This window comes from Microbacterium terregens, assembly GCF_039534975.1.
In the GTDB taxonomy this organism is placed as follows: Bacteria; Actinomycetota; Actinomycetes; order Actinomycetales; family Microbacteriaceae; genus Microbacterium; species Microbacterium terregens.
Genome location: NZ_BAAAWH010000001.1, coordinates 19,403 through 40,230, shown reverse-complemented (window position 1 = coordinate 40,230; position 20,828 = coordinate 19,403). Strand labels below are relative to the sequence as shown.

The 20,828-nt window shown below is 70.4% G+C and carries 17 protein-coding genes; 10 read left to right on the top strand and 7 right to left on the bottom strand.

The features are described from left to right. Positions 1-31 precede the first annotated feature (31 nt). Both ABD655_RS00180 and ABD655_RS00175 read right to left on the bottom strand, forming a co-directional pair. Positions 32-1,192 (bottom strand): Gfo/Idh/MocA family protein, encoded by a 1,161-nt coding sequence (locus ABD655_RS00180; protein ID WP_344715613.1) that lies wholly within the window; start codon positions 1,190-1,192, stop codon positions 32-34. A gap of 115 nt (positions 1,193-1,307) precedes the next feature. After that, positions 1,308-2,357, bottom strand: a complete 1,050-nt coding sequence (locus ABD655_RS00175) for a substrate-binding domain-containing protein (RefSeq protein WP_344710420.1) — start codon at positions 2,355-2,357, stop codon at positions 1,308-1,310. 300 nt (positions 2,358-2,657) lie between these two features. Between ABD655_RS00175 and ABD655_RS00170 the strand changes: the two genes are divergently transcribed. The 6 genes from ABD655_RS00170 (at position 2,658) to ABD655_RS00145 (ending at position 9,674) form a co-directional block, all read left to right on the top strand. Beyond that, positions 2,658-4,133 (top strand): sugar ABC transporter ATP-binding protein, encoded by a 1,476-nt coding sequence (locus tag ABD655_RS00170; RefSeq protein WP_344715611.1) that lies wholly within the window; start codon positions 2,658-2,660, stop codon positions 4,131-4,133. Further along, the gene (locus ABD655_RS00165; protein ID WP_378720682.1) at positions 4,130-5,200 is read left to right on the top strand and encodes an ABC transporter permease; all 1,071 of its coding nucleotides are present in this window, start codon (positions 4,130-4,132) and stop codon (positions 5,198-5,200) included. Before ABD655_RS00170 ends, ABD655_RS00165 begins: the two co-directional genes overlap by 4 nt. A 109-nt stretch (positions 5,201-5,309) precedes the next feature. After that, positions 5,310-6,485 (top strand): ROK family transcriptional regulator, encoded by a 1,176-nt coding sequence (locus ABD655_RS00160; RefSeq protein WP_344710416.1) that lies wholly within the window; start codon positions 5,310-5,312, stop codon positions 6,483-6,485. Positions 6,486-6,521: 36 nt separating this feature from the next. After that, entirely contained in the window at positions 6,522-7,571 is a 1,050-nt protein-coding gene (gene lplAB / locus ABD655_RS00155; protein WP_344710414.1) for a lipoate-protein ligase LplAB, read from the top strand. Positions 7,572-7,621: 50 nt separating this feature from the next. Continuing rightward, positions 7,622-8,512 (top strand): DNA-methyltransferase, encoded by an 891-nt coding sequence (locus tag ABD655_RS00150; protein ID WP_344710412.1) that lies wholly within the window; start codon positions 7,622-7,624, stop codon positions 8,510-8,512. Positions 8,513-8,927: 415 nt separating this feature from the next. Next, positions 8,928-9,674, top strand: coding sequence for a hypothetical protein (locus tag ABD655_RS00145; protein WP_344710410.1), 747 nt, complete (start codon positions 8,928-8,930; stop codon positions 9,672-9,674). Between the two features lie 92 nt (positions 9,675-9,766). Here the strand turns inward: ABD655_RS00145 and ABD655_RS00140 are convergent, their stop codons facing one another. Next, positions 9,767-11,236: a carboxylesterase/lipase family protein gene (locus tag ABD655_RS00140; protein WP_344710408.1), complete on the bottom strand. Its 1,470-nt coding sequence runs from the start codon at positions 11,234-11,236 to the stop codon at positions 9,767-9,769. 119 nt (positions 11,237-11,355) lie between these two features. Then, on the bottom strand, positions 11,356-11,697 hold the full coding sequence (locus ABD655_RS00135; RefSeq protein WP_344710406.1) for a DUF2834 domain-containing protein: 342 nt from the start codon (positions 11,695-11,697) through the stop codon (positions 11,356-11,358). A 107-nt stretch (positions 11,698-11,804) separates the two neighbouring features. Between ABD655_RS00135 and ABD655_RS00130 the strand changes: the two genes are divergently transcribed. Next, positions 11,805-12,677, top strand: a complete 873-nt coding sequence (locus tag ABD655_RS00130) for a tryptophan-rich sensory protein (protein ID WP_344710404.1) — start codon at positions 11,805-11,807, stop codon at positions 12,675-12,677. A gap of 108 nt (positions 12,678-12,785) precedes the next feature. On the opposite strand, the gene ABD655_RS00125 is transcribed toward ABD655_RS00130, so the two are convergent. Then, complete coding sequence (locus ABD655_RS00125) at positions 12,786-13,622, bottom strand: alpha/beta fold hydrolase (protein ID WP_344710403.1); 837 nt, start codon at positions 13,620-13,622, stop codon at positions 12,786-12,788. Positions 13,623-13,805: 183 nt separating this feature from the next. On the opposite strand from ABD655_RS00125, the gene ABD655_RS00120 reads away from it, so the two are divergent. Both ABD655_RS00120 and ABD655_RS00115 read left to right on the top strand, forming a co-directional pair. Next, positions 13,806-14,906: a glycerate kinase gene (locus tag ABD655_RS00120; protein ID WP_344710402.1), complete on the top strand. Its 1,101-nt coding sequence runs from the start codon at positions 13,806-13,808 to the stop codon at positions 14,904-14,906. Positions 14,907-14,974: 68 nt separating this feature from the next. Beyond that, positions 14,975-16,555: a carboxylesterase/lipase family protein gene (locus ABD655_RS00115; RefSeq protein WP_344710401.1), complete on the top strand. Its 1,581-nt coding sequence runs from the start codon at positions 14,975-14,977 to the stop codon at positions 16,553-16,555. A gap of 25 nt (positions 16,556-16,580) precedes the next feature. Here the strand turns inward: ABD655_RS00115 and pgm are convergent, their stop codons facing one another. Then, positions 16,581-18,221 (bottom strand): phosphoglucomutase (alpha-D-glucose-1,6-bisphosphate-dependent), encoded by a 1,641-nt coding sequence (pgm, locus tag ABD655_RS00110; RefSeq protein ID WP_344710399.1) that lies wholly within the window; start codon positions 18,219-18,221, stop codon positions 16,581-16,583. A gap of 95 nt (positions 18,222-18,316) precedes the next feature. On the opposite strand from pgm, the gene pheA reads away from it, so the two are divergent. After that, on the top strand, positions 18,317-19,276 hold the full coding sequence (pheA, locus tag ABD655_RS00105) for a prephenate dehydratase (RefSeq protein ID WP_344710397.1): 960 nt from the start codon (positions 18,317-18,319) through the stop codon (positions 19,274-19,276). Positions 19,277-19,712: 436 nt separating this feature from the next. Here pheA and ABD655_RS00100 read toward each other — a convergent pair whose 3' ends face one another. Next, the gene (locus ABD655_RS00100; RefSeq protein ID WP_344710395.1) at positions 19,713-20,765 is read right to left on the bottom strand and encodes an MsnO8 family LLM class oxidoreductase; all 1,053 of its coding nucleotides are present in this window, start codon (positions 20,763-20,765) and stop codon (positions 19,713-19,715) included. Positions 20,766-20,828: the final 63 nt, after the last annotated feature.

Genomic DNA, 20,828 nt, shown 5'->3' with positions numbered 1-20,828 from the left:
CTGTCAGAGTGCACGGTGCAGCGGGTGCGGGTCAACTCTGGATCGGGACCCAGCTGCTGCCTGTCGCGGAGCTGCGCTCCACGGCATCCAGGACTCGCTGGACGTGCAACCCGTCCGCGAAGGACGGATGCGGCTGTGTCTGCTCGGCGATGGCCGTCACGAAGTCGACCACCTGATGCGAGAAGCCGTGCTCGTAGCCGAGCATGTGGCCGGCCGGCCACCACGCGCCGACATAGGGGTGATCGGGCTCGGTGACGAGGATCTTACGGAAGCCCTGCTCGGTCGGCGGCAGCGTCGCGTCGAAGAAGTCCAGCTCGTTCATGCGCTCGAGGTAGAAGGCGACCGCCCCCAGGGAACCGGACACCTCGATCCTCAACGCATTCTTGCGGCCGGTGGCGAAGCGGGTCGCTTCGAACGTGCCGAGCGGCGCATACGCCCCGTTCGCGGAGCCGTAGCGACCCGAGAAGATCGCGACGTCATCGACCGTGACCGCACCCCGCTCCGCGGAAGCGGTCCCGGACAGGCCGATGCCTTCGGCCAGCAGCGGGCGCTCCGTCACGATGGTGTCGAGAATGCCCGAGACGCTCTGCAGCCGCAGCCCTGTGATGTACTCCGACAGATCGACGGCGTGAGCGCCGATGTCGCCGAGCGCCCCGGACCCGGCGCGTTCCTTCTGCAGACGCCACGTCAGCGGGCCTTCGGCGTCGCTCAGCCAGTCCTGGCGGTAGGACGCGCGCACCTGCCGGATCTCGCCGACGCGGCCGGCGGCGACCAGGTCGCGGGCCAGCGTCGCCGCCGGGACGCGACGATAGGTGAACCCCACCATCGCGCGCACGCCGCGCTCCGCAGCGCGGGCCGCGGCATCCGTCATCGCCTCCGCCTCGGCGACGGAGTTCGCGAGGGGCTTCTCGCACAGGACATGTTTGCCGGCCTCGAGGGCGGCGATCGCGATCTCGGCGTGCGTATCGCCGGGGGTCACGATGTCGACGATGTCGATGTCGTCGCGGGCGATGACCTCACGCCAGTCGGTGGCCGCTTCTTCCCATCCCCACTTCGCCGCGGCGGCCGTGACCGCGCCGGAGTTGCGACCGACGACGACGCTCATCGAGGGCTGCGCGGGAAGGTCGAAGAAGCGGGGGGCGACGCGCCACCCCTGCGAGTGCGCGGCGCCCATGAAGCCGTAGCCGATCATGGCGACGCGAAGGTTCTCGGTCACAGGTACTCCGTGGGGGTATCGAAGGCGGGAAGAGCCTCGAGGGGGCGTCCGCGAACGGCAGACGCCCCCTTTCGGCGTTGAGTGGTGCGAATCAGGACTCGAACGCCAGACCGATGTACTGGTCGACGTTCTCCTTCGTCACGACGGGGGCGTCCAGCACGATGCGGTTGGCCACACCGGGCGTGATGAGGTCGCTCATCGTCTTTCCCTGTGCGATCAGCCGGGCCAGGGCGATGCCGTCGGCGGCCTGCGTCGACGGGTAGATGATCGTCGCCTTCAGGACGGTGTCATCCGCCTCGATGGCCTCCATCGCGTTCAGCGAGCCGGCGCCGCCGACCATGAAGAACTCGTCACGACCGGCAGCGCTGATGGCCGCGAGGACGCCGATGCCCTGGTCGTCATCGTGGTTCCACAGCGCGTCGATCTGGGGGTTGGCAGACAGCAGCTGGGATGCCGCGGCCTCGCCACCCTGGACGGTGAAGTCAGCGGCCACGCGGGGGCCGACCTCGAGTCCGCAGTCCTCGAGCGCGTCGGCGAAGCCCGCCGAGCGGTCCTGCGTGAGCGGCAGCGAGTCGATGCCCGCGATCTCGGCGACGATGGCGTCGGGGTTGTCGCCGATCTGTTCGCAGATGTAGGTGCCCGCGCTGACGCCCATGCCGTAGTTGTCGCCGAGCACAGTGGCGCGCGCGGCGAACGGGCTGGAGAACTCACGGTCGACGTTGATGACCGGGATGCCGGCCTCCATGGCCTTGATGGCGACCTCGGTCAGCGCCGCGCCGTCGCTGGGCAGCAGCACGATCGCGTCGACCCCGTCGTTGATGAAGGTCTCGACCGCGGCGATCTGCGCGTTGACGTCGTTGGTGCCCTCCGCCAGCTGCAGTTCGACGTCGGGGAAGCTCTCGGCCGCGGCGATGGCGCCCGAGTTGATGGCGCCGAGCCAGCCGTGGTCGGCGGCCGGTCCGGAGAATCCGATGACGACCGTGTCGCCGGTCGCCTGGTTCTCCTCCGAGGTGGTGCCCTGGTCGGCGGCCTCGTCTTCTTCGGGTGCGCCGGGAGTACAGCCGGCAAGCAGTGCGATGGCCGTCAGCGCGGCTGCGCCGGCGCCGATCGCCCGCGTACGCACGGTACGGGTTGAACGCATGAATTCCTCCTTGAATGTGAATGCAGGTCCGGCGGCGAGGGCGTTCTCGCGTTCGCGCGAGGATCGGCCCCGGAGCTGACCGCCTTCAACGTAGCAGAACGGGTCACCGATGCGACAGCTTTCGTTTGCGTACGGGTAAAAGCCTCGAAGGACCGAATTTCCGGAGATCCGGCCGTGATCTCGCGAACCAAGGCCGGGTCAGATCGCCCTGAATGCCTCTCGAAAGAGCGAACCTCGACATGTTATGGTCGGCGTGTGATCAAAGACGACCAACATTCGGCGTTACTCGAGGTGCGCGGTGTGACGAAGAGCTTCGCGGGGGTGCAGGCCCTGCGCGGGGTCGATCTCGACGTGCTCCCCGGCGAAGTCCATTGCGTCCTCGGGCAGAACGGCGCCGGGAAGTCGACGCTCATCAAGACCCTCGCCGGCGTGCACCGCCCCGACGAGGGGACGATCGGCTGGATGGGCGAGCCGGTCGAGATCGCTACGCCGGAGGCGGCTCTCGAGCTCGGCATCGCCACGATGTATCAGGAACTCGACGTCGTGGACGGACTGACCATCGCGGAGAACATCTTCCTCGGGCACGAGCTGGCGCGGGGCGGGTTCACCAAGCGATCCGAAGCCGCGCGTCAGACGAAGGAACTGCTGCGCCGTCTCGGCCACGCCAACCTGTCGCCGCACACCGAGGTCGGTCAGCTCAGCGCGGCCAACAAGCAGATCGTGAGTATGGCGCGCGCGCTCTCGCACGACATCAAGCTCATGATCATGGACGAGCCCTCCGCGGTGCTCGACACCGAGGAGGTCAAGAACCTCTTCTCCGTCGTCAGGGAGCTCACCTCCGAGGGCATCGCCGTCGTCTACATCACGCACCGCCTCGAGGAGATCCGGCAGATCGGCGACCGGATCACCGTCCTGAAGGACGGGGCGTCGATGGCCTCCGGTCTGCCCGCGGCCGATACCCCGACCAGCGAACTCATCCGCCTCATGACCGGCCGCGCCGTCGAGAACGTGTTTCCGCCGGCCGTTCCCGTGCCGGAGGATTCGCCGCTCGTTCTCGACGTCGAGGGGCTGGCCCTGGCCGGGGTCTTCTCGGACGTCACCTTCACCGTCCGGGCCGGCGAAATCGTGGGGCTCGCCGGCCTGGTCGGCTCCGGCAGATCCGAGATCATCGAGACCGTCTACGGTGCGCGGAAGGCGACGGCGGGCACGGTCCGGGTCGCCGGCAAGCGCCTGCGTCGAGGCTCGGTCGTCGCCGCGGTCGAGGCCGGTGTCGGACTGTCGCCGGAAGAGCGCAAGAGCCAGGGCCTGGTCTTGGATGAGCCGATCTTCGTCAACGTGACACTCTCCTCTGTCTCCCGGTTCGCCAGAGCAGGATTCCTCGACGAACGCGCCGAGCGCAGAGTGGCCGGCGAGCAGATCGAGGCGCTCGAACTGCGACCGGCCAATCCCGACCGGCCGACCCGGACCCTCTCCGGCGGCAACCAGCAGAAGATCCTGCTGGCGCGCTGGCTCGTGCACGGCGCCCGCGTACTGCTGCTGGACGAGCCCACCCGCGGTGTGGACGTCGGCGCGCGCGCCGAGATCTACGCCCTGATCCGGCGACTGTCGGCGGCCGGCAACGCCGTCGTCATCGTCTCCAGTGAGATCGAAGAGGTGCTCGGCCTCGCCGACAAGGTCCTCGTCATCTCCGACGGGCGCGTTCTCCAGACGCTCCCGGCCTCCCAGATCGACGAGCACGGTGTGCTCGACCTCGTCATGAAAGGAACCGCCGCGTGAGCGAGCCAGTAACCACGGGGGACCTGGTCGGTCCGCCCTCCTCCGGGGATGCCCCGTCTCCCGCCGGGAACGGCGCGTCTCGGAACACGGAGAAATCCGGAATGCAGAAGATCCTGTCCGGCTCCGTCGGCCGCAATCTCGGGCTCGTCGTCGCGCTGCTGGTGTTGGTGATCGTCGGTGCCGTCACCGCCGGGGAGAGCTTCACCACGCTCAGCAATGCGCTCGTGATCCTTCGTCAGGCGTCGATCATCGGTGTCGTCAGCATCGGCATGACCCTCGTCATCATCGCGGGCGGCATCGACCTGTCTGTCGGGTCGGTGCTGGGCCTCGCCTCGATCGTGGCGACCCTCGCGGCGATCCAGGACCTCGCGGACCAGACCCACTGGGTCGTCATGATCGTGATCGCGCTCGCTGTCGGGCTCGGTGCGGGCCTGATCAACGGTGTGGTGATCGCATACGGCAACGTCGTCGCCTTCATGGCGACCCTCGCAATGCTGGTCGCGGCGCGCGGACTCGCGGAGATCCTCGCCGAACGCCGCACACTCATCGTCGAGGACCGCGGCTTCATCAGCTTCATGAACGCCGACTTCATCGGTGTCGACGTCCTGATCTGGATCTTCGCGATCGTCGCCGCGGTCGGCTGGGTGATTCTCAACCGCACGACGTTCGGTCGCCGCACCGTCGCCATCGGCGGCAACCGCGAGGCCGCCCGGCTCGCGGGCATCAACGTGAAACGCCACACGATGTGGCTGTACGCGATCGCCGGCCTGTGCGCGGGCATCGGCGCCGTGATGATCCTCGGACGCACGACGGCCGGCAGCTCGACGCACGGCACGCTGCTGGAACTCGACGTGATCGCCGCGGTCGTCGTCGGCGGCACGCTGCTGGTCGGCGGGCGCGGCACGATCACCGGCACCGTCTTCGGGGTGCTGATCTTCGCCACCCTGACGAACGTGTTCGTCCAGAACAACCTGACATCATCGGTGCAAGCGGTGGCCAAGGGCATCATCATCGTGGTCGCGGTGCTGCTGCAGCAGCGGTTCGCGAGGCCCGGCGGTCGCGCATAGTAACGCAAAACGGGGGCTTTTGTCCGTTGTGTAGCGTTGCGACCGACGGGAACGGCAGAACTTCCCCAACTTCGGCCGACCCGGTCGTGTGAGTGAGTGGATCGTGGCAATGGGTGTCGAATCTTCCGCCGGAATGGGCGTGACGGAGCTCTTCCAGCTTCTTCGCGACGGCGTTCCGCGCACGCGCGCTCAGCTCGCGAAATCCACCGGCCTGGCACGGTCGACGATCGCCGTCCGGGTGGACGAGCTGATGCGCATGGGACTGGTCACCCCGGTTGCCGAGGCCGCGTCGACCGGGGGCCGGCCGCCGTCGCAGTTCGCCCTGAACCCGGGGGCGCGTGTGGTCGTCGCGGCGGACATCGGCGCGACGCACGCCACCGTCGCGATCAGCGATCTGGGTGCGACGATCCTCGCCGAGCGCATCGAACCGCTCGACATCACGCTCGGTCCCGTGCCGGTGCTGACCTGGACCCTGGAGACGGCGCTCAGCCTGCTGGCGGAGGCAGGCCGGGATGCCGGCGACATCGCCGCGATCGGCATCGGCGTCCCGGGGCCCGTGGAGTTCTCGACCGGGCGCCCGGTCAACCCGCCGATCATGCCCGGGTGGGACCGGTTCGACATCCCGGGATGGGTGCGTCAGCACCTGGACGCGCCCGTGCTGGTCGACAACGACGTCAACATCATGGCGCTCGGCGAACGGGCCACCGCGTGGCCGGCAGTGGAACACCTGATGTTCGTGAAGATCGCGACGGGCATCGGCGCGGGCGTGATCTCCGGCGGCCAGCTGCTGCGCGGCGCGCAGGGCGTCGCCGGTGACATCGGGCACGTGCGCGTAGCGCGGGGCTCGGACGTGCCCTGCAGCTGCGGAAACCGCGGCTGCCTCGAGGCCCTCGCCTCGGGTCCCGCCATCGCCCGTGAGCTGCGCGCGCAGGGCATCACCGCGGCGAACGGCGACGATGTGGTGGAGCTCGTCAAGCACGGCAACATCGATGCGATCCAGGCCGTGCGACAGGCCGGCCGCGACATCGGCGAGGTGCTCACCGCCTGCGTGAGTCTGATGAACCCGTCCATCATCGCGATCGGCGGCTCGATGGCCCGTGTCGGCGAACACCTCATCGCCGGCGTGCGCGAAGTCGTCTACACCCGCTCGACGCCGCTCGCGACCGAGCATCTGGCCATCGTGCAGTCCTCGGCCGCGGAGAATGCCGGCGTGCGGGGCGCGAGCATGCTCGCCATCGAGCACGCCCTCTCACCGGCCGCGCTGCACATGCTCGTCACCGCCTGAGCGGCTTCGCCGCGACGCCGCGCTTAGGCTGAATCCATGCACGGCGAATACAAGGTGCCCGGAGGCAAGCTGGTCGTCGTCGACCTCGAAGAGCGCGAGGGCAGGATCTTCGGATTCCGCCTCGCCGGCGACTTCTTCCTCGAGCCCGACACCGCCCTGGACGATATCAACGACGCCGTCAACGGCCTCCCCATCGAGACGGATGCCGTGGCCATCGCGGCCGCCGTGCGCGCGTCCCTGCCCGAGGGCGCCCAGCTGCTCGGGTTCACACCCGAGGCGGTCGGCACCGCTGTCCGCCGTGCGCTGGTGACCGCACCGGGCTGGCGCGACTTCGAATGGGAGATCCTGCACGAGCGACCCGTCTCGCCGCGAATGAACCTCGCGCTGGACGAAGTGCTCACCACGCGGGTCGGTGACGGGCGGCGTCGCCCCACGCTCCGCCTCTGGGAATGGGACGAGTCGGCGGTCGTTATCGGGTCGTTCCAGTCCTACCGCAACGAGGTCGATCCCGAGGGCGCGGCCCGGCACGGGTTCGACGTGGTGCGGCGCATCTCCGGCGGGGGTGCCATGCTCATGGCCGCGAACTCGATCGTGACCTATTCGCTCTATGTCCCGGCATCCCTCGTCGCGGGGATGACGTTCGCCGACTCGTACGCGTTCCTGGACGACTGGGTGCTGCAGGCGCTGCGCTCGCTCGGGATCGAGGCCACCTACCAGCCGCTCAACGACATCGCGAGCCCGCAGGGAAAGATCGGCGGCGCGGCGCAGAAGCGGCTCGCCAACGGCGGGGTGCTGCACCATGCCACGCTCAGCTACGACATGGACGGTCAGGTGATGACCGAGGTGCTGCGCATCGGGCGCGAGAAGCTCAGCGACAAGGGGACGACCTCGGCCGCCAAGCGGGTCGATCCGCTCCGCCGCCAGACCGGCCTGCCGCGCGAGGCGATCATCGAGCGATTCATCGACACGTTCGCGAAGCTGTACGGGGCTGTGCCCGGCCGCATCACGGACGAGGAGTACGCGGAGGCCGAAGCCCTGGTCGAGTCGAAGTTCGCCACGGACCCGTGGCTGTACCGGGTGCCGTGAGCGGCGCTGAGGCGGTCGACCCAGCGGATTCCGCGCCGCCGCGAGGCTCGGTGACGATCCACCACGGCGACAACCTCGCCGTCGCTGCCGCGTACCCGGACGAGTCGTTCACGCTGATCTACCTCGACCCGCCGTTCAACACCGGACGCGTGCAGGGGCGGGCACTGGAGACGGCGCGCTCTGTGACAGGCACCGCACCCACGCCACCGACGGGGTCTGCGACGTCGGAACCCCCCGCGATCGTCGATCCCGCGGGTGGCGGCGTCGTGCGACGCGGGTTCCACGGGCGTGAGTACGAGCGCCTGCGCGGCGACCTGCGCGCTTACGATGACCGGTTCGACGACTACTGGGGATTCCTCGAGCCCCGTCTGGCCGAAGCCTGGCGTCTGCTGGCCGCGGACGGGACGCTCTATGTGCACCTGGACTACCGCGAAGCGCACTACGCGAAGGTGCTCATGGACGCGCTCTTCGGGCGCGAGCGCTTTCTCAACGAGCTGATCTGGGCATACGACTACGGAGCCAAGACGCGGCGACGGTGGCCGACGAAGCACGACACGATCCTGGTGTACGTCAAGGATCCCGACCGCTACTGGTTCAACTCGGACGCCGTCGATCGCGAACCCTACATGGCACCGGGACTCGTCACCGCAGAGAAGGTCGCCCGCGGCAAGCTGCCGACCGACGTGTGGTGGCACACGATCGTGCCGACCACGGGTCGGGAGAAGACGGGCTACCCCACGCAGAAGCCGGAGGGCATCCTGCGACGCATCGTCCAAGCATCCAGCCGGCCCGGTGACCGCGTGCTCGACTTCTTCGCGGGCAGCGGCACGACCGGCGCGGTCGCTGCGGCCCTGGGACGCGACGCCGTACTCGTCGACGCGAACGTCGAGGCGATCGAGGTCATGCTCAAGCGCATGCCGGGGGCGCAGCTCATCGTCTGACTCCGTCGCCTCGGGCGTCGCGGTGTCGCCGGTGCTCGAGCGGCTCGGGCGACGGTCCGGGCCCGCCGGCGGCTCCGGCGCACGGGCGCGCCGTCAAAGTCGCGGGAGATAGTGCGTCCGGGTGGCGGGTGCGGCCGTCGGTGGCCGGAACCTCCCCGTGTTTTGACCGGGCGACGGTCCGGGCCCGCCGGCGGCTGAAGCGGCTCCTCCCCAAGGCGCACGTCGAGGGCAGAACTGCCCGAATCGTCCAGTGCGGTCGGAGTGGTCTCGGCTCCCCGCCAAGCTGGCCGGCATGCTGCAGCCCGTCGACCTCGATACCCGCGGCCGGTTCACTCACTTCCATCGGCGACGAGATCTCGTGGCGCGAGGATGGACAGATCGGAACCTGCGTGCGGCCGTTGCGGATGGGCGGGTCATGCGCCCACGCCCGGGTGCCTACCTCCCCGTCGACACGCCGGCCGACCTCGTACAGGCGTGTGCGCTGGGCGGGCGCCTCGCGTGCGTGTCGGAACTCGCCCGGCATGGCGTCTTCGTGCTCGACACGTCAGCTCTGCACGTGCACCTCCACGCGGCCCGGCCCTCCGCTCCACGACCGACGCGTTCCGTTCGACGCCACTGGGGGCGGCTCCATCGCACCCCGCACCCGTGCTCCACGTCGGTGGAGCTGTTCGATGCCGTCGTCTCCGCCATCCGCTGCCAACCACCCCGAGCAGCTCTCGCCACGCTCGACTCGGCCCTGCGGGTCGGGATTCTCGCACTGGACGATCTCGATGAGCTCTTCCGCGTGCTTCCGAGGCGCCACCGCGTGCTGCGCCGGCTGATCGACCCACGCGCGGAGTCCGGCCCCGAGACGCTGCTCCGGCTCATTCTGCGTTCGCTCGGCGTCCGCTTCGAGGTGCAGGTCCCGATCGCCGGCGTAGGTCGCGTCGACTTCGTCGTCGACGGGTGGCTCATCGTCGAGTGCGACAGTCAGGAGTTCCATTCGAGTTGGGCGGATCAGCGAAGGGATCGCCGTCGCATTCAGGCTGCTGCGGCTCTCGGCTATGCGACGTACAGCCCTATCGCCGAGGATGTCATGTGGCACGCGGATCAGGTGCGAGCGGCCCTGGCCGGCTTGCTGGCCAGTCGTCGCCGGAGCCGGTTTGTGGCAGCCGGGCGGTGAATCCGCGGGGAGAATCCCGTCCGAGGGCAGCCCCGGGCCTTGCCGCTGCGCGAATATCCCCGGTCATCGACACAGAACGGCCGCGCGCCGACTCAGACCAGGGCGCGGACGCTCGCGTACCCGTCGGCGGTGACGTCCGGACGGGACGGCTCACCGCCGAAGATGCGCGTGGAGCCGGGCATCGTCGACCAGGCCCGCCACCCCGGTTCGCCGTCCCGCGCGAACGCGACTGCCGAGCCGTGCACGGCGGCCGCGAGCGCGCGGGGCGGGTGGTCGCCGGCAAGCGCACCGACCCCGGCATCGAGGCAGTCGAACCAGAACGGCACGTCCAGGCAGTGGCACGCCCAGCCGATGACCGGCGACGGCCACTCGAACCGGTACACCCAGGTCGCCGCCTGGGCGCGTGCCTCCGCAACGCGGACCACCCCGGCCCGGAAGACGGCATCGGTCGCGTATCGCCCCAGCACGGCCGCGGTGCCTTTGCGACGCTGCGCCGCGTTGTCGCGCAGGTACGCGGCGCGTGTTCCCGGTGGCACGCCCAGCAGGCCCAGCGCGAACGACGCCGGCACGAGCCGCAGCTTGTTCTTGACGCGGTCGGCCAGCATCGTGAACTCGTCATCGGTCGACCCCACAACGAGGGGGATGCCGGCTCCGACGCCCGCGCGGAGCGCGTCCACCGTCGAGGTCTTGATCAGGTCGCCATCGACCATCGGGCCCCAGGGGAGCCCGTCGACCAGGACCGCGCGAAGACCGGCGAGCCGGTCCTTCGAATCGCTGGAGGCCGCCCCACGCTGCAGCTCGACCAGCTTCGCCTCGGGAACACCGGCGAACCCGTCGCGCGTGGGCGCCACCCCCGCGAGGTTCGCCAGCTTGGCGGAGAGCGTTCGGGCGCGTTCGGGCGGAACGTCAGCAAGCGCGGGGGACATCGCCCACGCGGCCGAGAACAAGCCCTGGGCTGCCGGCATCCCGAGCAGGGTGAGGACGGCGCCGCCGCCGGCGGACTGCCCGGCGATGGTGACTCGACCGGGGTCGCCGCCGAACGCGGAGATGTTCTCGCGCACCCACTCCAGCGCGGCCAGCCAGTCGCGCACGCCGCGGTTGCTGGGTGCTCCGGCGATGTGGCCGAACCCGTCGAAGCCGAGCCGGTACGACAGGGTCACCGTCACGACGCCGTCGCGGTTGAAGGCGGCGCCGTCGTACCAGGGACTGGCGGGAGAGCCTTCGGTGTAGCCGCCGCCGTGGATGTATACGATGACGGGCAGCTCCCCCGGGTCGCCCGGTGCCGGCGTGAAGACATTGACGTTCAGGGTGGCGTCGCCGGGCACCGAGGGCTCGGGGATCAGGGTGACCTCGCCGGGCTTCTCGCGGTGCGCGGTCGCGCCGTACTCGAGCGCATCGCGGACCCCGTCCCACGGCTCGGGCGGTACCGGCGCCGCGAAGCGGAGGTCACCGACCGGCGCCTGCGCGAAGGGGATGCCGAGGAAGGCCGCAGAGCCGTCGCGCCAGAAGCCGCGCACCCGGCCGGGTGCGATGGTCACGATCGGGTCAGGATGCTGCGGCACGGGTCGTTCCTTCGGTAAGGGTTGCGCGGTCGGGTCGACGGCGGCGAGGCGGGTTCGGTCCAGTTTCGCGTGTCCAGGGCGATCACACCGGGACGGTCCCGATGTGATCGATCACCAGGTCACGAGGTCGAGCGGGCCATGCGGACGAGCCGACGCTGTCGCATGGCGAGGAAGAGAGGGAAGGTGAACGCAAAGGCCGTGAGGGCGGAGCCCGCGACGTAGAGCCATCCGAACCGCATGCGCAGGCGCCGCGCCTCCACCAGGACGAAGACGCTGCCCGCGATCGCCGCGACGAGCAGATCGACCGTGATGGAGGAAACGGCCGGTCCGCTGGTGGTGAGGTCGCCGATGAAGTCGACCATCTGGACGATGGCAAGGGCGTTGAACCACCACGTTCCGATCAGTCCGACCACCGCCAGCAGCAGATAGGCGAGAGCCAGGGGCGTCCAGTCACGGGTCATGGCGCCATGATGCCACCCCGCTCCCCGGGTGTCGCGATGATGCCACCCCCGCTGTGCGGGTGTGTCAACCCCTACGCCGGACGGTGCCGTGGACGTAGCGTGGCAGGGTGACGACTCCTCGAGCGACCAATTCTCCGGGCGCGGCTCCCACCTCTGCGATGCCCGGGGCGCGGCGTACGGCGTCCACCGGCCTTGACCTCGCGCGCCAGATCGCGGTCCTGTCCGCGTTGGGATTCACCCTCGTCGCGGTGCTGGTCGGTGTCGGCGGACTCGGCGGAACCGACGTGGCCGATTCGCAAGGCGGCCAGCTTTCCGCGCAAGGATCGTTCCTGGCCCCCGCAGGCCCTGCGTTCAGCATCTGGTCGGTCATCTACGCCGGCCTGATCGGATACGCGGTGTGGCAGGCGCTGCCGGGGCAACGAGCCTCTGACCGCCAGCGGGCGGTGGGCTGGTGGATCGCCCTCACGATCGTGCTCAACGGCCTCTGGCTGGTGGCCGCTCAGTTCCTCACCATCGAGTGGACCGTCGTGGTGATCCTTCTGCTCCTGGTCGCGCTGTGCGTCACGTTCCGCCTGTCGGTGGTCACCCGGACGCCTCGCGCGGGGTTCTGGGATGCGCTGTGGATCGACGGCGTGACCGGCCTTCACCTCGGCTGGGTCACCCTCGCCTCGGTCGCGAACATCGCCGCGTGGCTCACCGGGGTCGTGCCCGAGTCGTGGGCGGATGCCGCGTCGGCGTGGGGCATCGCGGTGCTCGTGGTCGTCGCCGTGATCGGACTCGGCATCGCATGGGCGAGCGGCTGGCGCGTCGCTCCCGCCCTGGCCCTGGCCTGGGGCTTGTCCTGGCTGGCCGTCGGCCGGTTCACCGGGGAGCCCCGAAACGACGCCATCGCCGTCACCGCCATCATCGTGGCCGCGGTCGTGCTGCTGATCCCCCTCGCGGTCGCCGGGCTCCGGCTCCTGCGGCCCGAACACGACTGACGCCCCGCCTTCGAACCGCGAAACTGCATAGGCGCCGCGAGACCGGGGTGATCAACCTCCGTCTCGTCGCGCCTATGCGGTCTCGCGGCTGACAGCGTCACGGGGCGGTCAGGAGCTCAGGAACGCGAGGAGGGCCTCGTTCACCTGGTCGGCGTGGGTCGACAGCATCCCGTGCGGTGCTCCCTCGATCTCGATGTATGTGGATTCGGGCAGCAGCTTGTGCAGGGGTCGCGCCGTCGAGTCGATCGGGACGATGTGGTCGGCAGTCCCGTGCACGATCAGCGTCGGAACGTCGATCTTGGCGATATCGGCACGGAAGTCCGTCGGCCACGTCAACGGGGCGGCCGCGATCGCGGCGTTGCCGGCGTGGTTGGCGGTCTGCACGCTCGCCGCGAGCGCCTCCGGCGAGAGGCGTGAGCCGAGGTTCTCGTCGAGGTTGTAGAAGTCCTTGAAGAAGCCGGTCAGGAACGCATACCGGTCTGTGCGGAGGGCGTTCGCCAAGCCGGCGAAGAACTCCTCGGGGCCCGCGCCGTCCGGGTTGTCGTCGGTGTTGAGCAGGTACGGCACGATGCCGGAGATGAATGCGGCCTTGCCGACCCGCTCGCTGCCGTACTGACCGAGGTAGCGGGCCACTTCACCCGTCCCCATCGAGAAGCCGACGAGCGTCACCCGCTCCAGATCCAGCGTGTGCATGAGCGAGTTCAGGTCGGAGGCGAACGTGTCGTAGTCCGAGCCCGCGAAGGTCTTGCTCGAACCGCCGAACCCGCGTCGGTCGTAGGCGATCACGCGGTATCCGGCGTCCAGGAGAACCGACTGCTGTCTGCCCCACGACTCCGCGTCGAGGGGGAAGCCGTGGATCAGCACGACAGTCGGCCCCTTGCCCTGATCCGTGTAGAAGAGCTTGACGTCAGCGGAGTTCTCGACGCCGACGGTGATGAATGCCATGGGCCCATCCCTTCCGCCCAGGCTTCGCGTGCCCAGCGCTTCCCCGACTGTATGGGGCGCAGTCCGTGTCGGACAGGGGGTTGCGAGGACCGCGCGGTGTCGTTACGTGCGAGCGGGAGGGTGTGCGCATCTCGTCCGTAAGCGACGCGCGCTCCCGCGGCCCGCGCCGAGTACTGTGAGGCCGTGATCGTCGTCTTCGCCCCCGACTCGTTCAAGGGCACGATCAGCGCAGCGGATGCCGCGTCCGCGCTGGCAGACGGGTGGCAGTCCGTCCGGCCGGAGGATGAGCTCGTCCGCCTGCCGATGGCGGACGGCGGAGAGGGCACCCTCGACGCGTTCGCTGCGGCTGTTCCCGGCGCCGCGCGTGTGCCCGTGCGTGTCACCGGCCCCGCGAACACCGACGTCGACGCCGCATGGCTGCGCCTGCCGCCGACCGCGCAGGCACCGTCCGGTACCGCGGTCGTGGAACTCGCCGCGACGTCGGGCATCGAGATGCTCGACGAGCTGCGCCCGCTGGAGGCGCACACCTACGGGCTCGGGCAGGCGATCGCCGCGGCGCTGGCAGCCGGCGTCTCGCGCGTGGTCGTCGGACTCGGCTCGTCGGGGTCGACCGATGGCGGCACCGGGATGCTGCGCGCTCTCGGCGCCCGTCTTCTCGACGCGCGCGGTGCAGAGGTCCCCCTCGGCGCGGGCGGGCTGTCCGCCATCGGGGAACTCGACCTGTCGCACCTGGCGGCGCTGCCGCCCGCGGGCGTGGTCGGGCTCGTCGATGTGACCAGCCCGCTGCTCGGTCGGCGCGGTGCCGCCGCGGTGTTCGGTCCCCAGAAGGGGGCGGATCCGGCACAGATCGTGCGGCTGGATGCCGGCCTCGCCCACCTTGCGCGGCTGGTCGCGGCGGATCCGGCCACGCCGGGGGCGGGGGCCGCCGGCGGCACCGGCTTCGGGCTGCTGGCGTGGGGCGCGACCCTCGCGCCGGGCGCGGCCACCGTGGCCGAGCTCATCGGGCTGCCCGACGCGGCGGGCGCGGCATCCGTCGTCGTGACGGGAGAGGGCGCGTTCGACGGACAGTCCGCGTCCGGGAAGGTGCCCTCCCACGTCGCCGGAGCCGCCCACGGCGCTCGCGTCGCGCTGGTCGCCGGACGGATCATGACGGATGCCGACACCTCCGCCTTCGCCCACGTCGTCTCGCTGACAGCGCTCGCCGGAACCGCGCAGGCGGCGATGGCCGAGCCCGCGCGGTGGCTGCGCGAGGCCGGCCGGCGACTCGCGCGCGACCTCGGCTGAACCCGCAGCCGCACGTACCGCGCGCGGGGCCGTGGTGCTTCGCGCGCAGACGGCGTAGACACGGGACTGTGAACACGCAGCGTCCGCTCGAGGTGCGGGTGACCGGAGGGCTCATCCGCGGCATCCGCGAGGGCGCGACGACCGCGTGGCGGGGCATCCCCTACGCTGCCGCACCGGTCGGTCGACTGCGGTTCCGCGCGCCGCGACGAGCCGTGCCCTGGACCGGATGCCGGGACGCCACCGTCTTCGGCAAGGTCGCTCCGCAGGTGCACAAGGGCCAGTTCACCGGCGCGGCGCCGGACGTACCGTCCGGCGAGGACTGCCTCACCATCAACGTCGTCGCTCCCACGTCTGCGTCGGCGGGGCTGCTGCCGGTCATGGTCTTCATCCACGGCGGCGGATACAGTGCCGGCTCGTCCAGAGACTTCAGTGGTCAGGGCCGCAACTTCGTCGACACCGGCAAGGTCGTCTACGTCAGCTTCAACTACCGGCTCGGGGCGCTGGGCTACCTCGACTTCTCGCGGTACTCGACGCTCCGACGTCCGATGGAGTCGAACCTCGGGCTGCGGGATCAGATCGCCGCGCTGGGATGGGTGCATCGCAACATCCATCTGTTCGGGGGCGACCCGGATCGGGTCACCGTCTTCGGGGAGTCCGCCGGCGGCAACGCCGTCACCACACTGATGGGGACGCCTTCCGCGCGCGGGCTGTTCGCACGCGCGATCGCCCAGAGCGCACCGCCCGATGCGGTGTACTCCCGCGCGATGGCGGCCGGCTGGGCCGAGCAGTTCGTCGAGGTCCTGCGCAGTCAGACCGCGCTCGTCGGGCCCGATGCGCCGTCCGGGGCGGGGGAGCCCGTCGCGCGGGACGCTCCCCTCACCGTCGAGGCGACGGTCGCTCTCCTCACCCGAGCCGAGCCCCTGGCCTTGGCGACCGCGGCGCTGGTTCTGCAGGCCCGCACGCCCGCGCAGATGCCGGGAACGTTCTGCCTCGCGCCGGTGATCGACGGGCGACTGGTGCCGCGGCATCCGATGGCGTCCTTCCGCAACGGAACCGCGCACCGCATTCCGCTCATCATCGGGACCAACGACCGCGAGGGAACGATCTTCCGCGGGCGGATCGACATCCTGCCGCGGTCGGCACCGCGCATCGCGGCGGTCCTCGCTCGCGGAACCGACGAGGGGCGCGATCACATCGCACGGGCGTATCCGGGTCTGCCCGGCGCGGGGACGGCCGCGGACTTCGGAGGGGACTACGCGTTCTGGTACCCGTGCGTGGCAGTGGCGGAACGGCATTCGCGGTACGCGCCGGTGTACGTGTACCGCTTCGACGTCGCGCCCCGACTGCTGCGGTGGGCCGGGCTGGATGCCACACACGGACTCGAACTGTTCGCGTTGTTCGAGCAGGCGGATGCGCCGCTGGCTCGGACGATGACCTCGCTCGGCGGACGGAAGGTGTTCAGCAGTGCGGGGGCGCGGATGCGGGATGCCTGGCTGCGTTTCGCCGCCGTCGGCGCGCCGCCGGCGTACTGGCCCGAGTACGTCGTCCCCCGGCGGCTCACGTTGATCATCGCGCAGCCGGATCGCATCGAATCCGACCCGAGGGCCGAGCGTCGCCGCGCCTGGACCGCGCTGCTGCCCCTCGCTTAGCCCGGCGCGCCGGGCCCGGCGGGACTCAGGCCAGCGCGGCCGCGACGACGGCGCGGGCCTCCTCCTGCACCTCGCGCAGGTGCTCCTCGCCGCGGAGTGATTCGGCGTAGAGCTTGTACACGTCCTCGGTTCCGGAGGGGCGGGCCGCGAACCAGGCGTGCTCGGTCACGACCTTGAGCCCCCCGATCGCGGCGCCGTTGCCGGGAGCGTGCGAGAGCTTCGCGATGATCGGCTCGCCGGCGAGCTCGGTCGCGGTGACGGCGTCGGGTGACAGCTTCGCCAGCTGCGCCTTCTGCGCCGGTGTCGCCGGCGCGTCCACGCGCTGGTATGCGGACGAACCGAACCGGGCTTCGAGCTCGGCGTAGCGCTGGGAGGGGGTCTTGCCCGTGACGGCGAGGATCTCGGCGGCCAGGAGGCACAGCAGGATGCCGTCCTTGTCGGTGGTCCACACCGTGCCGTCCGTGCGCAGGAACGACGCGCCCGCGGACTCCTCGCCCCCGAACGCGACGGAGCCGTCCAGCAGCCCCGGGACGAACCACTTGAATCCGACCGGGACCTCCAGCAGCCTCCGCCCGAGCGCGTCCGCGACCCGGTCGATGATCATCGATGAGACCAGGGTCTTGCCGACCGCGGCATCCGCCGGCCAGTTCGGGCGGTGCGAATACAGATAGTCGATCGCGACGGCGAGGTAGTGGTTGGGGTTCATCAGCCCGGCGTCGGGGGTGACGATGCCGTGGCGATCGGAGTCCGCGTCGTTGCCGGTCAAGATGTCGTAGTCGTGCCGCCTCGCCACCAGAGAGGCCATCGCCGACGGTGAGGACGGGTCCATGCGGATCTTCTCGTCCCAGTCCAGCGTCATGAACCGCCAGGTCGGATCGACGTCGGGGTTCACGACCGTGAGGTCGAGTCCGTAGTGCTCTCCGATCAGCGTCCAGTAGTCCACGGACGCGCCACCGAGAGGGTCGGCGCCGATGCGCACGCCCGCGCGGCGGATCGCCGCGATGTCGATGATGTTCTCCAGGTCGCCGACGTACTGCCTGCGGAAGTCGTACTCGCCCAGGGCGTCGGCGTCGAGGTCCTTGAACGGCGTGCGGCGGACGCCGTCCAGGCCCGCCGCGATCAGCTCGTTCGCGCGGTCTGCGATCCACCCGGTCGCGTCGGTGTCGGCCGGGCCGCCGTTGGGTGGGTTGTACTTGAAGCCGCCGTCGCGCGGCGGGTTGTGCGATGGGGTCACCACGATGCCGTCCGAGCGTCCCGGGTCATCGAGCGCACGCCCGCGGTTGTAGGCGAGGATCGCGTGGCTGATCGCGGGTGTCGGCACCCACGAGTCGCGGGAGTCGACGCGCACGTCCACCCCGTTGGCCACGAGCACTTCGATCGCGCTGCGTTCCGCCGGCAGCGACAGCCCGTGCGTGTCGCGGCCCAGGAAGAGCGGCCCGGCGATGCCCTGTGCGTTGCGGTAGTCGATGATCGCCTGGGTGGTGGCCAGGATGTGGTCCTCGTTGAAGCTGGTGCTCAGCGACGAGCCGCGGTGGCCGCTCGTGCCGAACGCGACGCGCTGCTCAGGGATGGCGGCATCCGGCTTTCTGTCGTAGTAGGCGGCGATCAACTCGTCGATATCGATGAGGTCGGATGCTTCGGCCGGAAGTCCTGCGCGCGTACTCATGTGTTCCAGTCTGCCGGGTACAGCGGTCCTGGGTCACCCGGTATCCGCAGATTCGGGCGCGAGGCCCCGCGGCCGGTCCTGGCTAGGCTATGCGGGTGACCACGGACCCTGATGCCCCCGCCCGCCGCAGCTACAGCTATCTGGGACCGGCGGGCACCTTCACGGAGGCCGCGCTGGCCCAGGTGCCCGAAGCGCGCAACCAGCACTGGCGGTCGGTCCGCAACGTCGGCGAGGCGCTCGCCGACGTCGTGGAGGGTCGTTCAGACGCCGCGATGATCGCGATCGAGAACTCCGTCGACGGCGGTGTCTCGACCGCCCAGGACGCGCTCGCGACGATGCCCGGTCTGCGGATCGTGGGGGAGTACCTCGTCCCGGTCGACTTCGTCCTCGTCGCCCGGCCGGGGACCACGCTCGAGCAGGTCTCGCTCATCGCGGCGCACCCCGTCGCGTATGCGCAGTGCCTGCAGTGGCTGACCCGCACGCTTCCCGCGCACGCGCACGTCCCGGCATCCAGCAATGTCGCCAGCGCCATGGGCCTGCTCGACGGGACCAGCGATGCGGATGCCGCGATCGCGCCCCCCGGGATCCTCGAGCATCACGAGCTGACCCTGCTCGCCGAGAACCTCGGCGACAACCCGAACGCCGTCACGCGGTTCGTGCTGGTGGCCCGCACCGTCGCGCCGCCGGCGCCCACCGGCGCCGACAAGACGTCGCTCATCGCAGAACTGCCCGATGACCACCCCGGTGCGCTGCTGGAGATGCTGGAGCAGTTCGCGACGCGGGGCATCAACCTCTCGCTGCTCGCGTCCCGCCCGATCGGCGATGCCCTCGGCCGCTACCGGTTCGTCATCGACGCCGATGGCCACATCGAGGACGAGCGCATGGCCGACGCGCTGCTGGGTCTGCGCCGCTTCAGCCCGAAGGTCGTCTTCCTCGGGTCCTACCCCCGCGCGGACCGCGCGATCGTGCGCTATCCCGAGCGGTACTCCGACGACGTCTTCGTCGAGGCGCGCGACTGGCTGCGCGGGCTGCTGAGCGGCGAGCCCGAGGCCTAGTCCCGCCCGGTCGGCCGAGGGTGGTCGGTCCAGTGCGGTCGGTCGCTTCGGCCGTTGCCTCGTGAGGGGATGCGCGAAGCTGAGGATTGGATCGGGCGCTTCGGTCCTCAGGACTGACCATCTCCTCCGGTGCGCACGCCCGGACCGCACGTACCGTCCACGTGCTCCGGTGCGCACGCCCGGACCGCACGCACCGTCCACTTGCTTCGGTGCGCACGCCCGGACCGCACGTACCGTCCACTTGCTTCGGTGCGCACGCCCGGACCGCACGTACCGTCCACTTGCTTCGGTGCGCACGCCCGGACCGCACGCGAGGTCCACGTGCTCCGGTGCGCACGCCCGGACCGCACGCGAGGTCCACTTGCTTCGGTGCGCACGCCCGGACCGCACGCACCGTCTACCCGCTTCGGGGAGTTCACCGGTCCGAGCTCCCCGCTCAGGCCGCGAGCAGCTCCAGCGTCTGCGCCCGGCCGGTCGCGGCATCCATCGGCTCGCCGTCGAAGGCGCCGCCGACCGGCGAGATCATGACCTCGTCCACGCCGTACTTGGCGGCGAACTCCGCGACCTGGGCTCGCACGTCCGCGCCGGTGCCGACGAGCCAGCGGCGGCGTGCGGCGGCCATGATCGACTCTGCCTGCGCGTCCGCCTCGGTGGCGAGGGCGGCGCGCGCCTCCTCGACGGTCTCGAGCGCGGTCAGCGGCTTGCCGGTGCGCAGCCGCGCCATCATGCGCAGCTGCGGCAGTGCGCGGGCTTCGGCCTCCTCGGCATCCGTCGCCGCTACGGCGTTGATCGTCAGGAACGTCCGCGGCTCGGGGTGCGCCTCGGTGGACTGGTAGCCGGTGCGGTACAGATCGAGCGCGCGCTCCAGGCCCTCGCCCGAGAAGTGGTTCGCGAACACGTACGGCAGACCGAGGGATGCCGCCAGCTGCGCCGAGTAGTCACTCGAGCCGAGCAGCCACACGTCGGGGGCGCCCTCGGCCTGGGGTGTCGCGTGGATGCCGTACTCGCCGCCGCTCGAGAACCGCACGGTCGCCCCGTCGGGTGAGACGAGCGAAATGATGTCGCGGATGTGATCGGGGAAGCGTTCGACGTCCGACGTCGTGCCCGACATCCGCAGAAGCTGCGTGATCACGGGGTCGCTGCCCGGCGCCCGGCCGATACCGAGGTCGATGCGGCCCGGCGCGAGCGCCTCGAGCGCGGCGAACTGCTCGGCCACCACGAGCGGCGAGTGGTTCGGCAGCATCACACCGCCGGACCCGACGCGGATGCGGCTGCTGCGCGCCGCGGCGGCGGCGATCAGGACAGGGGGGGTGGTCGAGGCGACCGCGGGCATGTTGTGGTGTTCCGCGAACCAGTAGCGACGGTAACCGAGGTCATCGGCGCGCGCGACGAGGTGCAGCGACGCCGCCACCGCCTGAGCGCTGGTCTGCCCGGTGCGCACGGGCACGAGGTCGAGAACGGACAGGGCGGGTGCAGGTGGGGTGCTCATCCCCAGATGCAACCCGCTCGGCCGGTCGCGGCATTCCCGACGGGCGTCGCGTGTTCACAGGCC